Raw genomic sequence first — 20,003 nt, forward strand, 5'->3', positions numbered from 1 at the left:
TATTATTAATTATCAAACCAATTCCAAACCTCAATATCTCCAAGAGTCGCATAACGTACGTGAGGTGAGTTTTGTAATTTTAATAATTCTTTTGACGGTCCAGTAATGACAATGCCGTATACTTTTACTCCGTTATCTTTTACATATTTATAACGTTTATCTAAGTTTAGTTCGTTTTCAGGAAGCGTGGCAACTGTACTTACAGTTTTTTTATGTGTAGAAAGAATACGCATCATTTCAATTACTTTATCCTCTTGCGTTTTCAAATTTTTTGTTTCATCATCAAGGAATCCGATATGTTCTGGAAATCCTATAAAGTCGCTCCCAGATAGGATGAAATCTTCTTCATTTATTCTTTCTTGTCCTGTGTCTAAAGCGTACCATACAGGGGTTGGCGGCATTTCTTGTGCACCAAATACACTATATAGAAGCGGTTCTAATTCTTTTAAAGTGTAAAGTTTGTCAAAAGATATTGCTACTTCTGCAACGGTTCCCTCATGTACTTTTGTAAGTGTATCCCAAACCTTTTTAGTTGCTTCTTTTAAATGATCGCCTTGTTTTATTTTTGGGTGAACAAAGTGGATGTTCGGTTGATAGTGCATATTCACCCAAGATTGATTTGTGATATTTAAGGAAGATAAGAAGCTGCTCGTTTCAATTGTACCGAGTGGCATTTCTTTTTTACCAATCGTTTTTACTAAATCAAATTGGCTGTTTGTTCGAAAGAAAGCTTCTACACTTGTTCCGCCCCCCATGACGCGGCTATTTGGGATAGTTGCTTCAAGTGCAAGAGAAGGAACATCTCTTATTTCTTTTAGCTTTTTATCATTATTAGCTTGAAAATAAAAGGCAGATAATACCCCGCCGATCATATATATAACGATACAAATTGCTAGTATAAAACCAAGCGTTTGTAAACGATGTTTCCACTTAATCCTCCAAAACGGAACTTTAAGATCTTTTGGTGGTAACCTTTTCTTTACTGGCGCACTCTTCGCAAGCAACTCATCCAAATGCGCTTCACACTCTCCGCAAGTCTCAATATGACTTTCTAACTTTTCTTGTTCGTCATGTGTGAGCGTTCCATTTTCATATTTCTCCCACAGTTTTTTAAACTCTGCACAAACCATCTATATCACTCCTTTATGCTTTTCATTTCTTTTCGTCCACGATGTAATTCAATTTTCACTTTTGCTAAGGAGAGCCCCGTCATTTCTGCTATTTCCTTATAAGAGAATCCGTAGTAATCTCGTAGTAGTAACACATTTCGTCTTTGGAGCGGAAGAGAAGATAAATTTTCTAACCAACTAGCAATCTCATGTTTTACAAAGTATGCATGTTCTGTACTTGGCACGTTTGGTAAATGGAATTCTTCGATTTTAGTTGTTTTATACTTTTTTTCCTTTCGATACCAATCGATAAAGGCGTTGTAGGCAATTGTAAATAACCATGGCCTAATTTCTGCTCCTTTATAATAGTCAATATGGACGAGCATGCGGTAAAAAGTTTCTTGCATGAGATCTTCAGCACAGTGAGAATCTCCGGTTAGGGAGAGAAGATAGCGAAATAAATCATGCATATGCTCTGAATAAATGTCTTCTAATGATTGTTTGCGTTTCACTACATTTCCCTCCCTTCATACATAACAACGAAATACATATAAAAAAGTTACATTTGTTTTTAGAATTATAGTAAAAAACGTCAAGAATTGGATAGAATTATCTTTTATCATAATACATATAAGGCGGGTGAACAGAGATGGAAAGCTATGAAACACAAGTTCAAAGGTCAATTGATTATATTGAAGAAGATGTAATGGAAAAACAGACGCTGCGTAATTTAGCGCGTATTGCAGGTTTTTCTGAATCGCATTTTCATCGTGTATTTCAGGCGTTAGTAGGTGATACAGTAATGGAGTATGTTCGAAAGAGGAGGTTAGCCCGGGCAGCTTATCAACTTTCTCATACGGATGAAAAAGTTATTGATATCGCATTTGAGCATGGCTTTCAATCTCACGAAACGTTCACGAGAGCCTTTAAAAAATTATTTCAAATGACACCAAGTGAATATCGAAAACAAGAAATAGAAACACCGATGTATTATAGAGTGAATGTAAAACAAAGAAAATTAAATCCATATTTAGGGGGCATACAAATGGAATATCGTATTGTAAATAAACCAGAATTTTTAATGGCGGGTTATGAGCTGAAGACGACGAGTAAAGAAGGGAAAAATCATCAAGATATCCCGGCCTTTTGGCAAGAATATTTACAAAAAGATCTTGGAACGACGATTCCAAATCGTAAAGATACGAGCCAATGGGTAGAGCTTGGATTATGTACTGATTTTAATTTGGAAACAGGGGACTTCACTTACATTATCGGAATGGAAGTTACAGATTTTGAAAATGTACCAAATGAAGTTGCGAAGCGTACATTCCCATCCGCAACGTATGCAGTATTTACAACACCAAAAGTTCCTCATGAAGAAATGGTATCGTCTATTCATCAAACGTGGAATGCAGTATTCTCAGAATGGTTCCCGCATTCAGGATATGAACATTGCGGAGTTACAGAGTTTGAACTATACGATGAGCGTTCCCATGCAGATAAAAGTGAATTTGCTCAAATTGAGCTTTGGATACCGGTGAAGAAGAAATAATAGTAAGACCGTCCAAAAGGTATTTTTGGACGGTCTTCTCTTATTAATAAGTTGCTACTATTTTCGTATTTTGTAGTTAAGTCGATATAATTTCATTTACTAGCACGCTGCTCCGAAAAGAGAAAGGTGCTTTATAAAAGCACCTTTTCCTACGAACTAAATGGAAACACAAGTATAATCGTCGTTCCTTTTCCAACTTCACTATCAATGAAAATCGTTCCGTTATGGGCATGAACGAGCTGTTTTGTAATGGCGAGACCAAGTCCAGTTCCGATGTTGCTTTCTTCTGTATTCGTTCCTCTGTAATATCGCTCGAATAGAAGTTCTTTCGTTTTATCATCCATACCTTTTCCATTATCTGAAATAGATAGTGTAAATGAATTTGCATTTTGCGAAAGTTTTACGATTACGTTTGTCGTTTCATTATTATGTTTTACAGCGTTTGCGAGTAGGTTTTCGATAATACGTTGGAACCATTTTTCTTCAATAAAATATTGGATTTTGCTTGAACTTGGCACGAATTCAATGTTTTGATTTTGTAGTGTCGGGTTATTAATAAATTGTAATAGTACTTTTCGGACGAACTGATTAATTTCAACATTTACATGTTGCGCAGGAAGAGTATCATTTTTTAATTGATATGTTAAGCTTAAGTCGTCAATTAATGTAGTCATATATTGAGATTTTTCTTTCATTACATGGCCAAATTGTTGAATGTCTTGATCCGTCCAATTATATTGCTTCGATTCTAGTAATAATGCATAGCCGTATATAGAGCTAAGCGGTGTTTTTAGATCATGCGTCAGGCCGGTAATCCACTCTTCACGTGTTTGTTGCAGTACTTTTCTCATTGCATCGTTCTTTTTCAAAGTAATAGAAAGGTGCTCTAGTGAGTTTGTAACATCTTTAAATATGCGGAACGACCATTTTTCTTTACCGGAGCGCCGAAACCGAACATGTTTGCCTTTTTTACTAACAGGTTCTTCATATTTTCCTCCGGCTATGTTTTTAAGCCAGCGCATCGTGTGTAATAAAGGCTTTCCAAACTTATTTCCATACCAAATTGAAAGAATGACTAAATAAGCAAACACAATAAGGAGGATTAAGCTGCATCCGATTAGAAGTTTCTTGGTAAATATATCATCTAATTCATCATCTGGATAATAATGAGCGTTTGGGGCGGATACAACGACGAGATGACCGCTATTTGAATCGTAAAAACTAGATGTATTTTCTTTATAATTCCACGGTTCTTTTTCATTAAGAGCCGTTTTTATAGCCGAAAATGTTTTTTTCTTCCCAGTTGGATAGGAAAAAACTTCTTCGCCATTGTTATTAAATATTTGCAGTGTTGCTTTTTCTTTAGAAAGTAATTGTTTTTCTTGTTCAGTTAATGCAAATTCATTTAATGATAAAGAAGGGTGTCCTTGTTGTATCGTTTTTAGTAATGCATTACTTTTTAGTTTGGCACCGTAAATAACGATCACTGGTTTCTTTTCTAATTTAATTTCCCAATAGTTAAATTTATAAATATTGTTGTTACTATTCTGTAAATACGTAAGTAAGGATGTCTTTGTGTAAGAGGTCGGAACATCGTTAGGCGTATTAAAGTTGTAAAGGACCTTTCCATCTTCATCTACAATTTGAAGCCAATCACTCTTTTCTGTTATTAAATCTTTTACCTCAGATTTTAAAGTAATGTTATTGTCTTCAGAAGAAATATATTCGGAGATTGTAAAGGTATCATAATCAGAAATATTAGGTTCATATAAAGTACTATTAAGAAGAAAAATTAAATAAGAAAAAGAAGCAATTACTGCGATAAGTAACGTAACTAAGACAAAAACGTGTTGTAAAATAAACTGGATTATAAGTCGTTTATTAAAATTCATATCTTTAACCTACTTTGTAATGAACTTATAGCCAAGTCCACGAACTGTTTTTATGTATTCTGGTTTACTTGGATCTTGTTCAATTTTTTCACGTAGTTTTCGAATGTGAACCATAACAGTATTATCATCTCCATTATAGGCAGGTGCTCCCCAAACTTTTTCATATATTTCTTCTTTCGAAAATACGTAGTTCGGATTCTCGCAAAAGAAGAGTAGTAGTTGAAACAGTTGAGCGGAACATTCGACAACGTTCCCATCTACTGTTAGTTCCGCAGAATGTTGATCAATTTCAAATCTCCCAAATGAAATGGAGTGTGCGTTTTGTTCGTGTGGTACTGTTTGTTTCATATGTCTTCGAAGTTGTGCTTTCATACGAGCGACTACTTCGAGTGGATTAAATGGCTTCGTAATATAATCATCCGCACCGTATGAAAATCCGGAAATTTTATCTACATCAGATGTTTTTGCTGTTAGGAAGAAGATAGGGCAATCCGTTTTTTGGCGAAGGGTTGGACAAATGTCAAAACCGGATTGTCCAGGAAGCATTACATCTAAAATAATTAAATCGTAATTGTTTTGCTCGGTGAGAGATAAGGCTATTTCCGCAGATGTTGCAGTTGTAATATGAGAAAAACCTTCTTTTTCAAGAATGGTAGTTAGTAGTTGTAAAATTGCTGTTTCATCATCGATGAGTAATATATTTGCTTGATACATAAGAATCCCCCTTAATTTCCTCGAATATCATATCATCTTTTTGTAACATATGGAATTTTTAAGGAAAATTTAAGGTTTTCTTTCACAAAAAATTAAGAATCAAATGATATGATAAAAGTAACATAGGGGAGGAGATGAGTGTGAATCCGTTTCAAATGATGCGAGCTAGATATTTTTTAATTGTATTTGCACTATTAATTTTAGTAGCGAGAAGTAGCGGAGAATTGTTAGAAAGTACATTTCATATACAAAATTCTTCTTTTATAAATATACTTATATTTTATATCCTTCCGATTGCATGGATTTTTTATGAGTATAGAAAGCACCGTGTTTCATTTTCATTATTTGTTAATAAAAATGAAACATTTAACTTGGTGCAAGTTTTGTACATCGCGATTATGCTTTGTATGTTTAGTTACGGCTATCTTATTTTGTACATGTACAGCTTTGCATGGATTACACCAGATTTTATTATGAATGCCTTGCATGAACCGATTATAGATAGTACCGGGGGATATGTATATCAATTTATTATGGTTGTATTTATCGCGCCTATTATTGGGGAATTTGTTTTTCGTGGATTTTTACTTCAGCGCTTTGCTGCAAAATGGGGAACGAGTATAGCGATGATTGCAGTGGCACTTTTATTTGCGATATTACATGTCGATTTTCTCGGTGCCGCCGTATTTAGTATCGTATTATCAATCGTATATATTCGTACGAAAAGCTTACTCATGCCAATTGCGATACATATGTTAAACAATACATTTGTACTCTGTGCATCTTTTCTAGTAAGTAGAGAAAAGATCATGAGTTTTGCAGATTTTTCAAACTATACGACGTTCTTTCCAGGACTTATTATTTTTATAACAGGATTAAATTTAGTACTCATCTTTTTATTTGTTAACCGTAAATACTGGAGTAAAGAAGTGCCAGTTATATATGCAGAGCAGGTAAAGAGTTTTGCAGATGTAGTGGGAGATAAATGAGATGAAGAAGACGATTGAAAAAATATTGAAAGACATTATAGAGTCTACGTCACTTACAGATATGTGTGATAAAAGTGTTTGTCATTGGTTACAACCTGTAGTAGATACGATTGTGTTTCCAGAGTATTACTTATTTTCTAGTACTAATTTAAAAGAAAATATTATTTCTCTTCTTATTGTGTTAGGGGTTTTACTAATATTTGGTCTACTTGTAGAAGAAATGATGAAGCGCATCTTCATAAAAAATGAAGAGAAGTATATGTGGGTTCATAAAATATTCGAGAAAGTAATAGTGGCTTTCCTATTGTTTTATAGTATGAAAACAATCATTTACTTTATAGATTTGAAACATCATTAATTCTAAATTTGAAAGGAATGTATAAAAATATATGAATGAAACAATATCATCAAATAAGTTTTTTTATTTGATTTTACTTAGCATAGTGCTAATAACGACAGTAAATGTTATTCTCCGCTGGGAGGAAGCTTACTTTTTTATGTATTTAGCGCTCCATTTATTAGGGATTTTATGCATAACGGGCGGAGTAGTTGCTGAGAAAAAGCATGAAGAAAGTATTAATTATATGTGTGTGATGGGTCTTATTTTACTTCTAACTGTACAAGGTATTATGAAATATAGTTCTTTTTCTTTGCAAGATTTTAGTTTGTTAATAGATGTACTTCCTTAAGAAGGATTTTAAGGACTATGAATATATACGATATGTAAAAGGCACTGGTTTGTAAGTACATTTCTTATACCAGATTATGAGCCGGTGAAACTCTTCTTGTAATAGAAGAGTTTTTTTATGTAAATTGAACGAGCTAGAACAATTATCACGATTAGCTTGTTCTAATTTTGAAAGTACGAACTTACAATAATAATAGACAGGCAGCATAGAGGAGGGAATAACGTGAGGAAGGTTATTGGGTGGTCGCTTTTTCTATACGTTGGTTTTGCGCTATTTATATACTGGTATTTATTTGGATGGAATCATGAACTCATTCCGGACATGTATAAAGGAACGAGTGCAGATCCAGAAACTTTTATGAATGCGAGGGAGCTTACGCTAAGCCAAGATTATTCGCGCGTGAAAAACTTACTGTTCTTTTTAGCGACGCCTCTTGAATGGATTATTTTATTGTTTGTACTTGTGCTCGGTATTTCAAAAAAGTTTGAGAAATGGTCGAAGGAAACGACCAAAATAAATGTCTTACAAGTTGCGATTTATTTCTTTTATTTATCACTACTAACAACAGTTCTTGCATTACCGATGCAATGGATCGGGCGTAAAGTATCCGTTGATTACGGAATATCTACGCAAAGCACACAAAGCTGGATAAAAGATCATGTCATCGATTTTTGGGTGAACTATGCGACTATGTTACTCATTGTTTCGGTTCTGTTATGGCTCATCCGTAAATTTCCGAAGAGATGGTGGCTAGCAGGATGGGCGCTCTCTGTTCCGTTTACGATTTTCTTAACGTTTGTGCAACCTGTTGTAATTGATCCACTTTATAATGATTTTTCAACGCTGAAAAATAAGGAATTAGAAACGAAAATTTTAGCGATCGCAGATAAAGCTGATATTCCATCTGAACATGTATATGAAGTAAATATGTCGGAAAAAACGAATGCGTTAAATGCATATGTAACAGGAATTGGAAAAAACCTTCGTATTGTAATGTGGGATACAACACTTCAGCAATTAAAAGATAAAGAGATTTTATTTATTATGGCCCATGAAATGGGACATTACGTAATGAAACATATATATTGGGGCGTTGCGAGTTATATTTTCATATCGTTTATAGGTATGTATTTAATTAGTCGTATTTTAAATATGTGTATTCGAAAATGGGGAGATACGCTGCAAATTTCCAAAATGGCATGTTTTTCAATTTTACCTTTATTTTTCTTAATTTCCTCTGTATTATCGTTTGCGTCACAACCAGCAACAAATTATGTTTCGCGCATAGAAGAACGGGCGGCAGATCAATACGCTCTAGACATGACGAAAGATGGGGAATCAGGTGTGAAAACATTTCAATATTTATCAAAAACGAGCTTAAGCCAAGTGAATCCGCCTGCGTTAGTGAAGTTTTTCTTATACACACATCCACCAATTTTCGAAAGAATTCATACGTTTGAACAATATGAAAAAGAGAAGAAGCAGTAGTGTACTGCTTCTTTTTATTGTGGATTATTCGAGTTTTGGAAAATTATAGTGTATAATATATGGAATATTCAGTGAAATATTTAGGAGGTTAATATTTTGTTTCATTCAAAATCAATGCCAGCTATAAAAATGATCCTTTCGATGTCTATTTTCGGATCGATTGGATTTTTTTCTGTCCAAACGGGTTTACCATCTTTTGAATTAGTATTTATTCGGTGTATTTGTGCGACTTTATTTTTAACGCTATGTTGGTTTGCAACAGGACAATATAAAAATGAGAAATGGAATAAAAAAGAAATTGTACAAATATTAGCGTGTGGCGTATTTCTCGTTTTTAACTGGGTGTTTTTATTTAAAGCGTTTGAAGTCATGTCGATTACAATTGCGATTTCTGTATATCATCTTGCACCGATCATCGTATTAATGATTGGTAGTATTGTATTTAAAGAGAGGTTAACAGCATTTGCGGTTCTGTCCATTACCATATGTTTCATCGGTACAGTTTTAGTAGCTGGGGTAGATGGAAGTATGTCGCTTGAGAAACTTATGTCGTCTGGAATGGTGTGGGCGCTTCTTGCAGCTTTATTTTATGCATTTACAACGTTGCTCGGAAAAGGAATTAAGCATACGAGTGCATATGCGATGACATTTTTACAAACTTTTTTGGGTATATTTTTATTGCTACCATTCGTAGACTTCGGGAAGTTTCAAGGATTAACAGAGATGAACTGGATGATGATCACAGCGACAGGACTTATACATACGGGATTTGTATATTACTTATTTTTTGACAGTTTAAGAGATTTATCGACGAGATTAATTTCGGTATTAGTGTTTTTAGATCCTGCGGTTGCAATACTATTAGATACAGTCTTTACCGGATTTAGACCGACTAGTATGCAAATTGTAGGGATTGTCCTAATATTTGTAGGGATGGCGTTTACTTTTCGAAAAACGAAGGATGAAAAAGTAGTGGTAAAAGAAAATACGTATTATGAAGTGTGAAAAATTACCTCCTAACGTATTGAGAATTTTCTTATTTTTTGTACAATATAAAAGTAGGAAAATAAAGGAAGAGGCGGATGAGAGAGATGAAAAAGTTATTAAAGATAGCGACATCATTAACTTTAATAGGGGGGATATTTGTTAGCGGTAATATTGTTTCAGCAAATACAGATGGAATTCAACAATCTCCACCTCCACCTGATATTATGCTAGAATTTGATGATTTAGCAAATGAACATTGGGCTTATAATGAAATTATGAATTTAGTATATCACCGGATTATGTATGGCTACGGAAATGGGAAATTTGGTGTAGAAGATAATGTAACCCGTGAACAAGCAGCAGCAGTACTGTATCGCGCACTAGATTTGAAACGAAATGTACATATTGAAAATCCATATGGAGATATTGACGGGAAATCAACAATGTTTCCTTATGAAATTTTACACTTAACAAAGATCGGTATTTTTAAAGGAGACGAAAATCAGAACTTCCGTCCAAAAGATACGTTAACTCGTGCGGAACTAGCGCAAATTTTGGTAAAAGCATATAATCTGAAAGTAAAACGACATCATACATTTACAGACGTATCAGAGGATTATTGGGCAAGAGATGCGATTAGTGCGCTGCAATCTAATAACGTTGTAGCAGGAACAGGCGCTGGGAAATTTGAACCTGAAATGCTTGTAACACGCGGGCAATTTGCGAAATTCTTAAAAAAGGCAATCGATAATTCGCCAGGGAAAATGGAATAAATAAGAGCTACATTATTATGTAGTAAAAGTGCAAATAGATCATATTTGTACCTTTTGTATGAAAAGTGAAATGACATATCAGAAAATCATTGGGCTAAAGATTTGATTAGCGCCTTACAGTCTAATAAAGCTATAGTTGGAACGGGTAATGGTTTATTTGAACCAGAAAAACTTGTAACCCGTGAGCAGTATGCGAAGTTCTTAAATAATGCACTTCATAGATTCTACGCAAACGATTAATCTATGAAGCTCGAAAAAAGCGCAAATATGATATTTGCGCTTTTTTTGTCTATAAAGTGAAATTTTTATAAGTGAAGGACTTGATTAGTAGATAGTAGAATATTGTATATATAACATCTTTGCAAAAGCTTTTGTTTATCCTTTTTGAAAATCAAACAGAGAAACTAGAGCGCAAAGATAAGAATATTTCTTCAAATGATTTGCATGCAATTCAGAATACCAATTGGAATTGAGAGCGAATTGGCTCACCTAGTAATCTTCAAAATAATAGATGTTAAAAATGAAATATATTACATACGGTTTGCAAATGCAGCATATGTAATATGGGAAAAGAATTTAGTCTATTATTTTCCACTTTTAATAAAGAGGAAATGAAGGAGAGAGGACAATGAAGAAAAAAATGTTCCGTATAATGGCGGCAGCGACTATTATGGGTGGAGTATTGGTAAGCGCAAATGTTCCTAATATAAAAGCAGAAGAATATCCAGAAATGATTGTATTTGATGATGTTCCAGTAGACCATTGGGCATATGAATATATTATAGAAGTGGCGTATCATAAAGTTATGCTAGGTTATGGAAATGGAAAGTTTGGTGTAGGTGATAATGTAACCCGTGAACAAGTGGCGGCAATACTGTATCGCTCACTTAATATAAAACATGAAGGCCCATTAAAAAATCCTTATAAGGATATTTCTGAAAGATCAACAATGTTTCCAAATGAAATTTTAGCATTAACAGAGCGCGGTATTTTTAAAGGTGATGAGAAGGGGAACTTTAGACCTAGAGAAACAATAACACGTGCAGAAGTAGCGCAAGTTCTTACACAGACATATTCCTTTGAAGCGAAGCAACAGCATACATTTAAAGATGTACCAAATAATTACTGGGCAAAAAATGCAATTAGTGCTCTGCAAGCTAATAATGTCATAGTAGGAACAGGGAATGGAAAGTTTGAACCAAATAAAGTTGTAACACGTGAGCAATATGCAACATTTTTAAATAAAGCTATTATTAATTTTCATTTGAAAGATGAATAACATGAAACGGAAGTTTTTAAAAATATAGTACAAGAAAAATAAAATTATATTAATATATCATATTTCTTTTAAAAAAAGCGCGGGAATTACGCGCTTTTTTCTTATTTTAAATTGTTTATCTGTATATTTATTCTGCTGTTCATAGTTCGGTGGTTAGTAATTATGGAAAAAAAAGGTTAATTATAGTTACTTTTTATGGGAAAAAAGTACGATTTAGTAACTTTATTGTTAATTAAGTATAAAGATAAGTATATGAAGTACAGTTCACAAATTAGACAAACATTATATGGATAAGTGTATTGTTACTTTTCCATAAATTCTTTATATTAGAAAAAAATATGTTTTTTTTAGGGAGAGAATACAGTGAAGAAAAAGATTTTAAAAGTAGCAACAGCTTTAACAATTATGGGTGGAATTGGATTAAGCGGACAAGGTACTACAGCAAATGCTGAAGTAGCAGTGAAACAACAACAAGCTGCTCCTGTTACATTTAAAGATGTACCGAAAGGGCATTGGTCTTATGGAGCGATCCAAAATCTAGCAGATTGGGGAATTATTGCTGGTTACGGAGATGGAAGATTCGGTTTTGGTGATAATGTAACCCGTGAGCAAGTAGTGGCGTTAATTTACCGTACAATTGACGGGGATCAATACTTTGATGAAGATCATGAGTTTGTAAGTACATATAAAGATATCGTTGATGATAACTCAACAATGTTCCCAATTGAAATTTTAGCATTAACAGAATTAGAAATCTTTAAAGGTGATGGTAGTGGAAACTTCAGACCAAAAGATACGTTAACACGTGCAGAAATGGCACAAATTTTAACGGAAACATTTGAGTTACAAGTGAAAAGTACACCAGGATTTAAAGATGTACCAGCAGGATATTGGGCAGCTAAAGCAATTAATGCAGTAGGTTCAAATGGCATTTCAGCAGGTGATGGTTCAGGTAACTTTGCACCAGGTATGAAAGTAACACGTGAACAATATGCACAGTTCCTATACAAAGCAATTTTAAATGATCAGCAACAATAATTTATCCCGCTATTTGAGGGCAGTAAGACTCCCACCTCAAAATTCGGCGAATGCGAGGGAGTTAGGTGGGAGATCAACGGCCCGTAAAAGCCCGATTGGTGAGAGCCAATAATCAGTGGGGGATGAACAAACCCCCCACTGATTATAGTTTCACTTTATAAAAAAGAGCCAGTGTTATATAACACTGGCTCTTTTTTTGCTTGGAATCATAATGGATAAACACAGTTTTGCAAAAAAATCATTAAATTTTCAAAAAAAACTTCCTTTTCTGAAGATTTGTTATATAATATAAAACATAAAATCAAATCTGTTATAAGACAGTTTAAGAAGGGGATGCTAATATGTCGACGCAAACTTCACGGGTTACACTGGCCGGAGAAATGTTACCAGCGTACAACGAAATATTGACACCTGAGGCGCTTAGTTTTTTAAAGGAACTGCATGAAAATTTCAATGGGCGCCGCATAGAACTTTTACAGAAGCGTGTGGAGAAACAAAAACGAATTGATGCGGGAGAGTTTCCGAAGTTTTTAGAGGAAACAAAAAGCATACGTGAAGGTGATTGGACAATTGCCCAGCTTCCGAAAGATTTAGAGGATCGCCGAGTGGAGATTACTGGGCCGGTGGATAGAAAGATGGTCATTAACGCTTTAAATTCAGGAGCACATCTTTTTATGGCAGACTTTGAAGATTCGAATGCACCAACTTGGAGAAATGCTGTCGAAGGTCAAATTAACTTACGAGATGCGAATAAGGGAACGATTTCACATAAAAATGAAAACGGAAAAGAATATCGTTTAAATAGTAAAACAGCTGTATTAATTGTGCGTCCGAGAGGGTGGCATTTAGAAGAAAAACATACGCAAGTTGATGGCAAGAACATGTCTGGCAGTTTAGTAGATTTTGGTTTGTACTTTTTCCATAATGCGAAGACGCTTTTAGCAAAAGGAAGTGGTCCATACTTTTACTTACCGAAAATGGAAAGTTACTTAGAGGCAAGATTATGGAATGACGTTTTCGTATTTGCTCAAAAGTATATCGGTATTCCGAACGGAACGATTAAAGCGACTGTGTTAATAGAAACGATTCACGCTTCATTTGAAATGGATGAAATTTTGTATGAACTAAGAGATCATTCTGCTGGTTTAAACTGCGGGCGATGGGATTATATATTTAGTTTCTTAAAGAGCTTCCGTAATCATAATAAATTTTTACTTCCAGATAGAGCGCAAGTCACGATGACAGCGCCGTTTATGCGCGCGTATTCTTTGAAAGTTATTCAAACGTGTCATCGCCGTAATGCGCCAGCAATCGGAGGGATGGCAGCGCAAATCCCAATTAAAAATGATCCAGAAGCAAATGAGGCGGCTTTTGAGAAAGTGCGTGCTGATAAGGAGCGCGAAGCTTTAGACGGTCATGACGGGACTTGGGTTGCCCACCCGGGACTTGTACCGGTTGCAATGGAAGTATTTAATCACATAATGAAAACGCCAAATCAAATTTTTAGAAAGCGTGAAGAAATACGTGTAACAGAAAAGGATTTATTAGAAGTACCGATGGGAACGATTACAGAAGGTGGTCTTCGCACGAATATTAACGTCGGTATTCAATATATTGCATCTTGGTTAAGCGGGAGAGGAGCAGCTCCAATTTATAACTTAATGGAAGATGCGGCAACAGCGGAAATATCAAGAGCACAAGTATGGCAGTGGATTCGTCATGAGGGTGGAAAGTTAAGTGATGGCCGTAATATCACTTTTAAATTGATGGAAGAATTGAAAGAAGAAGAACTAGCAAAAATAGAAAGAGAGATTGGTAAGGAAGCATTTAATAAGGGGAGATTTGAAGAAGCAACAAAACTGTTTACAAACCTTGTTCGTAATAACGAGTTCATGCCGTTTTTAACATTACCGGGTTATGAAATTTTATAAGAAACAAGAAAAGGGGATGGAACATATGAAAAACGAAAGAATTGATAAATTGCAGGAAAGCTGGGAACTAGATACGCGCTGGAAAGGGATCACACGTCCATATACAGCTGAAGATGTAATTCGTCTGCGCGGATCGATTGATATTGAACATACGTTAGCGCGCTGCGGTGCAGAGAAGCTTTGGAAATCACTTCATACAGAAGATTATATTAATGCACTTGGGGCATTAACAGGAAACCAAGCGATGCAACAAGTGAAGGCTGGATTAAAAGCAATTTATTTAAGCGGTTGGCAAGTAGCGGCAGATGCGAACCTTTCTGGACATATGTATCCTGACCAAAGCTTATACCCGGCGAACAGTGTGCCAGCTGTTGTAAAACGAATTAACCAAACACTTCAACGTGCTGATCAAATTCAGCATATGGAAGGTAGCGGTGATACGGATTATTTCGTTCCAATTGTGGCGGATGCTGAAGCTGGGTTTGGTGGACAGTTAAACGTATTTGAATTAATGAAAGGGATGATTGAAGCGGGTGCATCTGGCGTGCACTTTGAAGACCAATTATCTTCAGAGAAAAAATGCGGGCATTTAGGCGGAAAAGTATTATTACCGACGCAAACAGCGGTGCGTAATTTAATTTCGGCACGTCTTGCTGCGGATGTAATGGGTGTACCAACAATTATCGTCGCAAGAACAGATGCAGATGCGGCAGATTTAATTACGAGCGATATCGATCCAGTTGATCAAGAGTTTATTACAGGTGAAAGAACGCCAGAAGGGTTTTATCATACGAAAGCAGGTCTTGATCAAGCAATTGCACGTGGTTTAGCGTATGCGCCGTATGCAGATCTCGTTTGGTGTGAAACGTCGGAGCCAAATTTAGAAGATGCAAAACGCTTTGCGGACGCAATTCATAAGAAATATCCAGGGAAGCTACTTGCTTACAACTGTTCCCCTTCTTTTAACTGGAAACAAAAATTAGATGAAAAAACGATTGCAAGCTTCCAAAAAGAAATTGCATCGTACGGTTATAAATTCCAGTTCGTAACGCTTGCTGGATTCCATTCATTAAATTACGGCATGTTTGAATTAGCGCGTGGTTATAAAGAGCGCGGCATGGCAGCGTACTCTGAATTACAACAAGCAGAGTTCGCAGCAGAGAAATACGGTTACTCTGCAACGCGCCATCAACGCGAAGTAGGAACAGGATACTTTGATGAAGTAGCACAAGTGATTACAGGCGGTACTTCATCAACGACTGCTCTAAAAGGATCCACAGAAGAAGAACAGTTTACGAAATAATGATAGAAGTAGGTGCCTGTTATAGGCATCTACTTCTATTTAAAATATCCAATTAAATATAGTGAATATACCAACGATAGCAGTAAAAAGAAGGAATGCGAATAATGATAGACAGCCCCATGTAAATAGTTTGTCTTTCCATGTTTCTTCATAATCATCAATTAGTTCCTCTATCACTTTTTTCTGCAATGGCTGTAAGGGACGTTCGGTGTGTAGTCCTGTAATAATGTTACGATCTCCTTTGAATTTTAAAGCACGTACAATATGATAAGAGTCGTTTCCCATCGATTTTTCAAATTGTAGACATGCCGCGTGCATAACACCTGTTTTCTCTTTTTCAAGATACCAATACCGTCCAGCCATTTCTGGGTATTGTAATGTAAAGTAAATGTCACCGAGTTTTTTCCTAAGTGCTAATTCATTCGGATAAGTAGTGATTAATCCGTGTAATCTATCTCTTGCTTTTCCAAGGTTGTTATTTTCAATATCTTTTTCAATTCTCTTTAATGTTTTTTTAGGGATTATTTCTGTCATACACGCCTCCTTATTAGAATAGGTGTGGTTATATTTTATAAGAAATAATAAAATTTAGAAATTTTATTTTTAAAAAGGATTGTACATTCTATTTTAAGTATGTTATGATAATACCAGTTGAATAATTAAATTAAGCAATCCATATATTATCAAATGCCGAAAACAAACGGGAAAAAGTATGTGAGAACTAGTTTATGTTTCGAATTTGATAATGTGTGGATTCTTTTTTTATACATGAAGACTAAATAAAATGTATTTTCGTAGGAGGAAATAATTATGACAGTTACAGGACAAGTAAAATGGTTTAACAACGAAAAAGGCTTCGGTTTCATCGAAGTTCCAGGCGAAAACGATGTATTCGTACATTTCTCTGCAATCGAAACTGATGGTTTCAAATCTTTAGAAGAAGGCCAAAAAGTTAGCTTCGAAATCGAAGATGGCAACCGTGGACCTCAAGCTAAAAACGTAATCAAACTATAATTTTATAGTTTATTATAGAAAAAAGGATGGCTTATGCCATCCTTTTTTTTGTTGTTGAGATATACGATATTTATATTAGTAATAAAGACAGCCTAAAAAGTACGATTGAAGAAATAAAGGCGTACTCGAAAACTTATGAAAATGATAAAGTGACGGTAATTGATTTGAGGAAGTCTCATTCTCGGTATTTAGATCAAGAACCATATATAATCATAGTACAGGTTGAAAGAGATACAGAGAATATTGGAAGAAAAAATAGTAGGTTTTTTTGAGGATGAAGAAGAATGAAGGAAATGGCAATCAGTATGTAAAAAGGGCTTTCCGTAAAGGAAGGCCTTTTAGTGTTCTTTCACAGCTTTTTTCTTTTCACGTTTCTTGCATTCTGGACATTTAGATTTACGAAAAGGCTTCGCGAAGAACAGTAAAATAAAAAATAAACCGAATATAATACTCGCTGAATTTTTTACGATAACAATGCTACTATTTTTCATTTGAATTGTTGGATGATCTTGCTTTTCTTCCATGAGAGACCTCCGTATATTTGATTTATATTTTAATTATAGCAAAATTAATTGCTGTAATTATATGAAAAGGGGAATGTGTTAAACATATTACAAATGATATAAATTCTTTTTTCGTATATAGAATCCTCTTTTTATACAGATTATTCTTTTGATATCCATATATTATTATTAACAGATTTGTATTATATTTGATTTATTATAAGTATTTGTAAAGAATCGCAGAATGTAAGCCATTTCCTTTTCGTAGGTGCTACTATAAAAGGGAAATGAAGAAGGGAAATTAAATAGCAATTGAAAATTTAAAAAAGAGAGGTGAAAAATCTGTTACTAACAAAAGAGCGAGTATAGATAAAAGTATTCTTAGCGTGCAAAAACTACATACTCTAAGGATATACATTTGCCTATATTTGTAGTAGCAGACAGTAGACTATGGAAAGTAAAGTAGAACGTTATGTCGAAAACTATGTTGTAAGCAAAAATACAATGGCCTTACTTCCTGTTGTTCTAGGAGAAAAGAAAGTTGTTACGCGAATTGTAGAAATGGAAGATTCTTTTTTCGTATTTCAAAAGCCTCTTGATATTATAGAGAGAAGTTGCCGGAAGCATGGTTCTAGTTTCTTTGGAAGAAAAGAAGGAACGAAGGAGTTAACTCGTATTACACATAAAGCTCCTATCGCAATTAGCCCGACAGATCAACTTTATTTTTTCCCTACGTATTCTTATTCTCGAAAAGAGTGTGCGTGGTTGTCTCATTTTCATATTGAAGATAATAAAGAATTAAAAGATGGAAATCTTATTATTAGATTTATAAATGGTTTCGCTGTGAAACTAGAAATGTCAAAAAGTAGCTTTGAAAATCAGCAAAATCGTACAGCGAAATTACGGACAGAGTATGAAGATCGTAAGAAAAAACAAGGAAATCCTTGCTTTAAAGAGATTGATAAAAATGAAGAATCTAAATTAACACCAGCATATGAGAAAGTGTATTTTGTGAAGGAAGGCGAAGTGTGAGAGGGAAAGGATGGGGAGACTCATCCTTTTTATTTGTCTGTTTTTGTCGGAAAGTCGATAAAAATCAAATTGTGGTCGATGTATTCAGAAAATCACCGCTGTAATTTCATTTACCGAAAAAAATCATCAAAAAATATTGTTCCTCAAACAACCAAACGTACAACAAACCTTGTCGAATATTGAAAGATTATCATAGCATAATAATGAAGGAATTCTAGCGAATGATATGGAAACTTTAATAAATACATCTCCATATGTCGTATCTACCATTTCCTCTTTCATTTAAGCAATGATACAGTAGAGGTAGTAATTAGAGTAAAGGGGTAAAGTGTAGAATGGATTTTCAAACGATCAAAGAGTATTTTTCACCAGAAAATATGGATCATATTGTTGAAAGTTATCGTGCGTTCGGACCACTTCTCGGTATTGGCTTACCGATGATAGAGGCGCTTATTCCGGCATTGCCACTCATTGTGTTTGTGTTGGCGAATGCTGTTGCATTTGGTTTTTGGTTCGGTTTTCTTTATTCATGGATTGGGTCAGTAATTGGTGCAATGCTTGTATTTTTCATTATTCGTAGCTTTGGAAGAAGTCGTTTCTTTTCTTTTGTAAATAAGCATGAGAGAGTGCGAAAAGCGATGGGATGGATTGAAAGAAAAGGGTTCGCGCCAATCTTTGTTATATTTTGTTTTCCGTTCACACCATCTGCGCTTATAAACGTTGTAGCTGGTTTATCTCGCATTAGCGTAAAACAGTTTGGACTAGCATTAGCATTTGGAAAGCTTGTTATGATCTTTATTTTAACGTATATCGGTCATGATTTAGTGTCATTTATTCATAAGCCGGTGAAATCGGTTATTGTGGGCGTTGTTATTTTTATTTTATGGTATGTCGGTAAAAAAATTGAAGTAAAGTTAGAACTACATTAGGAAAAGTCTTCTTTGTCCCGCTATTTGAGGGCAGTAAAACTCCCACCAAAAAATTCGACTGAAGCAAAGAAGTTAGGTGGGAGATCAAACTGCCCGTAAATGCCCGATTGGTGCGGGCTCATAATCGGTGGGGGATGAACAAAACCCCCACCGATTAAGTTTCACTTTATAAATGCAAGCTTCATCATTAAAGGGCGAGGGGAGAAGCGAATGAAGAAAACTTTGAAAAAAGAAGGGCTAGAGTGGGTAAGAACAATTTTAATTGGTGTACTATTAGCTGTATTTTTTCGAACGTTTTTCTTTTCAACGTACGTTGTAGAGGGGAAGTCAATGATGCCGACATTGCAAGATGGAAATATGCTCGTTGTGAATAAGGTGAGTTATCAAGTAGGGGACTTGAATCGATTTGATGTCGTCGTTTTTCATGCGAATAAAAAAGAGGACTATGTAAAGCGAATTATCGGTTTACCTGGGGATCATATCGAATATAAGCATGATAAATTATATATAAACGGACAATTCGTGGATGAACCTTATTTAGAGACGTATAAGAAAGAGACAAATGGACGGCAATTAACAGGCGATTTTAAACTAGAAGAGTTAACGAAAGAAAAGTTTGTACCACCCGGTTCTATTTTTGTAGTTGGTGACAACCGCCTTGGTAGCTGGGATAGTAGGCACTTCGGTTTTGTGAAAGCTGATACAGTTGTCGGTAAAGTTGATTTACGATATTGGCCGATTCAAGAGGTACAAACGAATTTTTCAAAAGGCTGATATAATA

22 protein-coding genes and 2 pseudogenes are annotated in these 20,003 nt (G+C 34.9%); 18 read left to right on the top strand and 6 right to left on the bottom strand.

The features are described from left to right. Positions 1 to 5 precede the first annotated feature (5 nt). Positions 6 to 1,130, bottom strand: a complete 1,125-nt coding sequence (locus tag SB773_RS07940; protein WP_410589361.1) for an anti-sigma factor — start codon at positions 1,128 to 1,130, stop codon at positions 6 to 8. A 5-nt stretch (positions 1,131 to 1,135) separates the two neighbouring features. After that, complete coding sequence (locus SB773_RS07945) at positions 1,136 to 1,621, bottom strand: RNA polymerase sigma factor (protein ID WP_131246087.1); 486 nt, start codon at positions 1,619 to 1,621, stop codon at positions 1,136 to 1,138. 137 nt (positions 1,622 to 1,758) lie between these two features. Between SB773_RS07945 and SB773_RS07950 the strand changes: the two genes are divergently transcribed. Then, on the top strand, positions 1,759 to 2,661 hold the full coding sequence (locus tag SB773_RS07950) for an AraC family transcriptional regulator (protein ID WP_131246088.1): 903 nt from the start codon (positions 1,759 to 1,761) through the stop codon (positions 2,659 to 2,661). 149 nt (positions 2,662 to 2,810) lie between these two features. Here SB773_RS07950 and SB773_RS07955 read toward each other — a convergent pair whose 3' ends face one another. Both SB773_RS07955 and SB773_RS07960 read right to left on the bottom strand, forming a co-directional pair. Continuing rightward, positions 2,811 to 4,553 (bottom strand): ATP-binding response regulator, encoded by a 1,743-nt coding sequence (locus SB773_RS07955; RefSeq protein WP_410589364.1) that lies wholly within the window; start codon positions 4,551 to 4,553, stop codon positions 2,811 to 2,813. 9 nt (positions 4,554 to 4,562) lie between these two features. Continuing rightward, a complete protein-coding gene (locus tag SB773_RS07960; protein WP_410589366.1) occupies positions 4,563 to 5,267 on the bottom strand; it encodes a response regulator transcription factor in 705 nt (234 codons plus the stop codon). A 140-nt stretch (positions 5,268 to 5,407) separates the two neighbouring features. On the opposite strand from SB773_RS07960, the gene SB773_RS07965 reads away from it, so the two are divergent. From SB773_RS07965 to aceA, 11 genes are all read left to right on the top strand, one after another. Then, on the top strand, positions 5,408 to 6,256 hold the full coding sequence (locus SB773_RS07965) for a CPBP family intramembrane glutamic endopeptidase (protein WP_078179683.1): 849 nt from the start codon (positions 5,408 to 5,410) through the stop codon (positions 6,254 to 6,256). A 1-nt stretch (position 6,257) separates the two neighbouring features. Continuing rightward, positions 6,258 to 6,614 carry a hypothetical protein gene (locus tag SB773_RS07970; RefSeq protein ID WP_410589369.1) on the top strand — a complete coding sequence of 119 codons (357 nt, stop codon included), beginning with the start codon at positions 6,258 to 6,260 and terminating at the stop codon, positions 6,612 to 6,614. Positions 6,615 to 6,645: 31 nt separating this feature from the next. After that, on the top strand, positions 6,646 to 6,945 hold the full coding sequence (locus SB773_RS07975; RefSeq protein ID WP_131246093.1) for a hypothetical protein: 300 nt from the start codon (positions 6,646 to 6,648) through the stop codon (positions 6,943 to 6,945). Between the two features lie 222 nt (positions 6,946 to 7,167). Next, positions 7,168 to 8,433, top strand: coding sequence for a M48 family metallopeptidase (locus SB773_RS07980; protein WP_131246094.1), 1,266 nt, complete (start codon positions 7,168 to 7,170; stop codon positions 8,431 to 8,433). Between the two features lie 96 nt (positions 8,434 to 8,529). Beyond that, a complete protein-coding gene (locus SB773_RS07985) occupies positions 8,530 to 9,438 on the top strand; it encodes a DMT family transporter (RefSeq protein ID WP_131246095.1) in 909 nt (302 codons plus the stop codon). A gap of 77 nt (positions 9,439 to 9,515) precedes the next feature. Next, positions 9,516 to 10,193 carry an S-layer homology domain-containing protein gene (locus tag SB773_RS07990; protein ID WP_410589372.1) on the top strand — a complete coding sequence of 226 codons (678 nt, stop codon included), beginning with the start codon at positions 9,516 to 9,518 and terminating at the stop codon, positions 10,191 to 10,193. Positions 10,194 to 10,268: 75 nt separating this feature from the next. Continuing rightward, on the top strand, positions 10,269 to 10,433 hold the full coding sequence (locus SB773_RS07995; protein ID WP_080784638.1) for an S-layer homology domain-containing protein: 165 nt from the start codon (positions 10,269 to 10,271) through the stop codon (positions 10,431 to 10,433). A 388-nt stretch (positions 10,434 to 10,821) separates the two neighbouring features. Continuing rightward, positions 10,822 to 11,472: an S-layer homology domain-containing protein gene (locus SB773_RS08000; protein WP_131246097.1), complete on the top strand. Its 651-nt coding sequence runs from the start codon at positions 10,822 to 10,824 to the stop codon at positions 11,470 to 11,472. 363 nt (positions 11,473 to 11,835) lie between these two features. Next, positions 11,836 to 12,510 carry an S-layer homology domain-containing protein gene (locus tag SB773_RS08005; RefSeq protein ID WP_410589375.1) on the top strand — a complete coding sequence of 225 codons (675 nt, stop codon included), beginning with the start codon at positions 11,836 to 11,838 and terminating at the stop codon, positions 12,508 to 12,510. 341 nt (positions 12,511 to 12,851) lie between these two features. Next, on the top strand, positions 12,852 to 14,441 hold the full coding sequence (gene aceB, locus SB773_RS08010) for a malate synthase A (protein WP_131246098.1): 1,590 nt from the start codon (positions 12,852 to 12,854) through the stop codon (positions 14,439 to 14,441). 25 nt (positions 14,442 to 14,466) lie between these two features. Beyond that, a complete protein-coding gene (gene aceA, locus SB773_RS08015; protein ID WP_002125874.1) occupies positions 14,467 to 15,744 on the top strand; it encodes an isocitrate lyase in 1,278 nt (425 codons plus the stop codon). A gap of 39 nt (positions 15,745 to 15,783) precedes the next feature. On the opposite strand, the gene SB773_RS08020 is transcribed toward aceA, so the two are convergent. After that, the gene (locus tag SB773_RS08020; RefSeq protein ID WP_410589377.1) at positions 15,784 to 16,278 is read right to left on the bottom strand and encodes a DUF6584 family protein; all 495 of its coding nucleotides are present in this window, start codon (positions 16,276 to 16,278) and stop codon (positions 15,784 to 15,786) included. A 276-nt stretch (positions 16,279 to 16,554) separates the two neighbouring features. On the opposite strand from SB773_RS08020, the gene cspA reads away from it, so the two are divergent. After that, a complete protein-coding gene (gene cspA / locus SB773_RS08025) occupies positions 16,555 to 16,758 on the top strand; it encodes an RNA chaperone/antiterminator CspA (protein WP_002011282.1) in 204 nt (67 codons plus the stop codon). A gap of 26 nt (positions 16,759 to 16,784) precedes the next feature. Continuing rightward, positions 16,785 to 17,046 (top strand): annotated as a pseudogene (locus SB773_RS08030) (hypothetical protein). A 50-nt stretch (positions 17,047 to 17,096) separates the two neighbouring features. Here SB773_RS08030 and SB773_RS08035 read toward each other — a convergent pair. Beyond that, positions 17,097 to 17,282, bottom strand: coding sequence for a hypothetical protein (locus tag SB773_RS08035; protein ID WP_002011281.1), 186 nt, complete (start codon positions 17,280 to 17,282; stop codon positions 17,097 to 17,099). Between the two features lie 293 nt (positions 17,283 to 17,575). Here SB773_RS08035 and SB773_RS08040 point away from each other — a divergent pair. The 4 genes and pseudogenes from SB773_RS08040 to lepB form a co-directional block, all read left to right on the top strand. After that, a pseudogene (locus SB773_RS08040) lies at positions 17,576 to 17,662 on the top strand (RNA-guided endonuclease InsQ/TnpB family protein); the annotation flags it as partial. Positions 17,663 to 17,711: 49 nt separating this feature from the next. Continuing rightward, positions 17,712 to 18,293, top strand: a complete 582-nt coding sequence (locus SB773_RS08045) for a competence protein ComK (RefSeq protein WP_002011279.1) — start codon at positions 17,712 to 17,714, stop codon at positions 18,291 to 18,293. A gap of 335 nt (positions 18,294 to 18,628) precedes the next feature. After that, positions 18,629 to 19,222 (top strand): TVP38/TMEM64 family protein, encoded by a 594-nt coding sequence (locus tag SB773_RS08050; RefSeq protein ID WP_002011278.1) that lies wholly within the window; start codon positions 18,629 to 18,631, stop codon positions 19,220 to 19,222. A gap of 210 nt (positions 19,223 to 19,432) precedes the next feature. Then, complete coding sequence (gene lepB / locus SB773_RS08055) at positions 19,433 to 19,996, top strand: signal peptidase I (RefSeq protein WP_002011277.1); 564 nt, start codon at positions 19,433 to 19,435, stop codon at positions 19,994 to 19,996. Positions 19,997 to 20,003 lie beyond the last annotated feature (7 nt).

The sequence above is a fragment of the Bacillus sp. SIMBA_074 genome, from assembly GCF_046534555.1.
Taxonomy (GTDB): Bacteria; Bacillota; Bacilli; order Bacillales; family Bacillaceae_G; genus Bacillus_A; species Bacillus_A mycoides.

Excerpts from the sequence above, each read along its gene's own strand:
- SB773_RS07940 (WP_410589361.1), bottom strand. The coding sequence starts at position 1,130 with ATGGTTTGTGCAGAGTTTAAAAAACTGTGGGAGAAATATGAAAATGGA.
- SB773_RS07950 (WP_131246088.1), top strand. The coding sequence starts at position 1,759 with ATGGAAAGCTATGAAACACAAGTTCAAAGGTCAATTGATTATATTGAA.
- SB773_RS07955 (WP_410589364.1), bottom strand. The coding sequence starts at position 4,553 with ATGAATTTTAATAAACGACTTATAATCCAGTTTATTTTACAACACGTT.
- SB773_RS07960 (WP_410589366.1), bottom strand. The coding sequence starts at position 5,267 with ATGTATCAAGCAAATATATTACTCATCGATGATGAAACAGCAATTTTA.
- SB773_RS07970 (WP_410589369.1), top strand. The coding sequence starts at position 6,258 with ATGAAGAAGACGATTGAAAAAATATTGAAAGACATTATAGAGTCTACG.
- SB773_RS07975 (WP_131246093.1), top strand. The coding sequence starts at position 6,646 with ATGAATGAAACAATATCATCAAATAAGTTTTTTTATTTGATTTTACTT.
- SB773_RS07990 (WP_410589372.1), top strand. The coding sequence starts at position 9,516 with ATGAGAGAGATGAAAAAGTTATTAAAGATAGCGACATCATTAACTTTA.
- SB773_RS08000 (WP_131246097.1), top strand. The coding sequence starts at position 10,822 with ATGAAGAAAAAAATGTTCCGTATAATGGCGGCAGCGACTATTATGGGT.
- aceB (WP_131246098.1), top strand. The coding sequence starts at position 12,852 with ATGTCGACGCAAACTTCACGGGTTACACTGGCCGGAGAAATGTTACCA.
- aceA (WP_002125874.1), top strand. The coding sequence starts at position 14,467 with ATGAAAAACGAAAGAATTGATAAATTGCAGGAAAGCTGGGAACTAGAT.
- SB773_RS08020 (WP_410589377.1), bottom strand. The coding sequence starts at position 16,278 with ATGACAGAAATAATCCCTAAAAAAACATTAAAGAGAATTGAAAAAGAT.
- cspA (WP_002011282.1), top strand. The coding sequence starts at position 16,555 with ATGACAGTTACAGGACAAGTAAAATGGTTTAACAACGAAAAAGGCTTC.
- SB773_RS08035 (WP_002011281.1), bottom strand. The coding sequence starts at position 17,282 with ATGGAAGAAAAGCAAGATCATCCAACAATTCAAATGAAAAATAGTAGC.
- SB773_RS08045 (WP_002011279.1), top strand. The coding sequence starts at position 17,712 with ATGGAAAGTAAAGTAGAACGTTATGTCGAAAACTATGTTGTAAGCAAA.
- SB773_RS08050 (WP_002011278.1), top strand. The coding sequence starts at position 18,629 with ATGGATTTTCAAACGATCAAAGAGTATTTTTCACCAGAAAATATGGAT.
- lepB (WP_002011277.1), top strand. The coding sequence starts at position 19,433 with ATGAAGAAAACTTTGAAAAAAGAAGGGCTAGAGTGGGTAAGAACAATT.